The sequence below is a fragment of the Bacteroidia bacterium genome, from assembly GCA_019695265.1.
GTDB lineage: Bacteria > Bacteroidota > Bacteroidia > JAIBAJ01 > JAIBAJ01 > JAIBAJ01.
Genome location: JAIBAJ010000190.1, coordinates 1 through 3583, shown reverse-complemented (window position 1 = coordinate 3583; position 3583 = coordinate 1). Strand labels below are relative to the sequence as shown.

Annotated in this window: 2 protein-coding genes; both read left to right on the top strand. The window is 36.3% G+C overall.

What is annotated here, in order from left to right:
• Positions 1-367 precede the first annotated feature (367 nt).
• Positions 368-535: a hypothetical protein gene (locus tag K1X82_15155; GenBank protein ID MBX7183448.1), complete on the top strand. Its 168-nt coding sequence runs from the start codon at positions 368-370 to the stop codon at positions 533-535.
• 215 nt (positions 536-750) lie between these two features.
• Positions 751-2202, top strand: coding sequence for a T9SS type A sorting domain-containing protein (locus K1X82_15150; protein ID MBX7183447.1), 1452 nt, complete (start codon positions 751-753; stop codon positions 2200-2202).
• Positions 2203-3583: the final 1381 nt, after the last annotated feature.

Here is a 3583-nt window from a genome sequence, read left to right as displayed (position 1 = left end):
TTTTAAAAGTCATCTTTTTTAAAATTAAAGTTGACTTTTATCTACGGAATATGCTTATTTTTAGGTCGTGAATAGTCTAAAGGGGCTAGCGAAGCTTTTGTTCAACACGGTGCAAATGCCATAAGCGATTTTGTGCTTCGTATGAATATTTATCTGTAAATTCGCTTACGGCCCCTGCCCTGGGAACGTCAGGGGTAGCGGAGGCGCTCCGAATAACCAGTGTTGCAAATCAAAAAATCTTGGACTATTTCAACACATTTTTCTTATCTTTGAACAATGCCCTTTACTTACGGTTCTTAGGTCATACAAGGATAATATTCCCTAGTATGACCCGAATAGCAGCTATAATAAATGACGACATCAGACTATGGATGGATTTAATTTAAACGATTGGGGTGAAGGTATTAAAAGTGAAGAGGACACTTACTTTGCCGATTTGCCGTATTCGGATGACTTTTTTGTATTGTCTTTGGTAAATAGTAAACAACATGCTTTTCCGGTTGACACTTTGAAGCGAATGAGAAATAAACAATGAATAGCAAAACCCATTCACACATTAAGGGCGGTATCATTGCCGTCCTTATGTTAATTTCTTCAACTATGAATGCTCAATTAAGTGGGGTATTTACCATTGGAGGGGAAAACCCAAACTATACCACATTCAATGAAGCAGTTGTTGCCCTGAATCAGCAAGGCATTTCGGATTCATGCACTTTTAGAATTAGAAACGGGATTTATTATGAAACTGTTGTGATTGAATCCATTCAGGGGGCTTCGTCCAGCAGCCCTGTTATCTTCGAATCCGAAAGTGGCGATAGCAGTTTAGTTGTATTGCAGGGTGATTCAGTAATTACTCCCGGATACGTTTTAAAAGTTAATGCAGCCGCCAATTTGGTTTTCAAGGGTATTACATTCAAAAATACCGGAAGCAATGATACCTTAGTAAATTTTGTCGGTGCAACCTCACACCTTAGATTCCTCAATAATCAGTTTTTGGATACTGATGGAAGATACTTTGTTTATTCAAAAATCGATTCAAATGATAGTCTGCAATTAAATGGCTATAACGAATTTCGTTCTAATCTTTTTAAGGGTAATAGCAATTCACGTGTGTTTTTTAATACAAATAACCAAGTATCAGCTTATCCCAATGCACGGGGTAATAATTTTATTCATAACAACTTTGTTGACGGTTCAGGTTTATACCTCTATGGACAACAAAGTGTTCAAATTAGCAACAATGTATTTATTTCAAACTCAGTATCATTAACTGGTGGCTGTAGTTATATTGATAGTGGTACTGATATTAGAATAACAAACAATACCTTGATTAATGCTGGTATTGACATTAGAAGTAGCTCATATTCAGATGAATCAATTAAAGGAATAATCGCCAATAATTTTATTTATGCCGATTTTTTAAATTCATCTTGGTTAGCCAGTGGGATAGGTATGTTTATAAACGGATTTAAAAATATAGATGTCATTTTCAATACAATTCATACAAAATCTAATATTCGAGCAAATAGTTTATTTGCAACACTTAGGGTGTATCAGGGGCAGTCCATCAATTGCCGCATATTGAATAATATAATATACAACGAAGGGCAAGCAAAGGCTCTGAACGTAGAAGATACCCCATTTGATATTTGGGACTATAATAGTATCTACACAACTGGGGATACTTTTGCCAGTTTTGGATATAATTATTATGTTGGCTCACTTTCAGATTGGCAGGATTCAACCTCCTACGAACAAAACTCTCTTTCCATTGCCCCCGAGTTTATATCTGATAGCCTCCCCAATCTACAACTAGGTTCACAGCTTTGCGGACGTGGTATATGGATGGACGAAGTTACAACCGACATATACGGCAACGCCCGCAGCAACCCACCCACAATTGGGGCTTTTGAATTGCCCACTCCCTGCACCGTAGGTTTCACACAACCTGAGGGCAAAGCAAAGCTATTCGAGCTAAGTCCAAACCCCGCCACAGAAACCTTGAATATTATGTATGCCGGGCAAAGCCTACATGCAGAACTGCAACTTACAAATACGCTTGGGCAAGAGGTATTGAAGAAACGAATACAGCTTGGTTTATCGGCTATCGGCCTTGCAGATGTTGAGCAAGGTGTTTATTTGTGTAAGTTGGTGGCTGATGGGAAAACTATTGCGGCTAAGAGGCTGGTGGTGGTGAGGTAAAAAGCCTTGATTTCCAACCAAACACATGGAAACCCAAATATACATTTTAACCTTTGCAAACTGTATTTATTTTCTCAAGACCACCAATGGCCATACCACCAAACTCATTATCCAACACTAGGCAAAAATAATAATCTACCCTATAAACATAAAATAAAAACAATTTGTATTTGACTTTGATTTCCAATAAACACACCCAATATTAACCTTAAAAATCAATTACAATTACATCTACAAGCTAAACAGGCCACGCAATCAACGTAGCCAACTTTGAAGTGTCAACTTTTTTTAGGACGAGAAAAACCAACAACTTGACACGTACGGAAGACAGAAGGCCAGTTTGTATCATATAAGGTCTTAACCGAAGTGAAGCGCAGCGGAACTATTCTAACAACGGTCGGAGTAATTTCGTTCCGTAATGACTACGGAACTGTGTCGAAGATTCCGAAACACTTCGGTATCTTCGACAGAAGCTTGTCCTGTTTTTAAATACTATGGGGATTCTAATTTTTGTCGTTAGTTTTCCAAGGATTAACAGAATTGGATAATGTTACCTAAACTGTTTTTATGGAATTACCGACCATTTTATACCGAATGGACATTATGTTTAGTCCAATTTTATGTATTAATTTTTCTTGAGAAAATTGGCCTAACACCGATTGCAAATCTGTAATAGTCCAATTAGGCTAAGCCATAATTGGACTAAACAGCTTATGCATCGGCATTTACCACTGTTGCAAATGCCGAGGATAAAAATAAATGATTCCAGGAGGCCTAAGCGAACTGGAATTATATTATTTTTCCTCTCGGTATAATTTTCGAAATAGTTTGGGACTATTTCTCAAATAACATTGGTATAACATTTTGTATCCTCGGTATTTACCAATGTTGAAAATGCCGAGGATAAAAATAATACCGAATGGACATTATGTAAAGTCCAATTTTATTTATTAATTTTTCTTGAAAAAATTGGCCTAACATACTGTATCCTCGGCATTTACCAATCTAAATTTCTAAAAATCCTTCGGACTATTTACAAATTAAAATTGGTAAAAATGATTCCAGGAGGCCTAAGCGAACTGGAATCATATTATTTTTCCTCTCGGTATAAATTTATAAAAATCCTTTGGACTATTTATAAATTAAAATTAGTATTAACGGGTTAAATCTGGTTGTTTTTTATTGACAACAAAGACTTGATTGACCATATTAACTGAGTTGGAATAGAAATTTATTCGGGCCATTCTTTTGGTGTGAGTACTTAGGATGTACCATTATTGATTTTTGGTTACTTTTACACGTACAATGGCTTATAACGAAGATACCGTGCAACGAATCAGGGAGTTCTTTCAAAAGAAAAAGGCTGATTTTTATGAGAAAA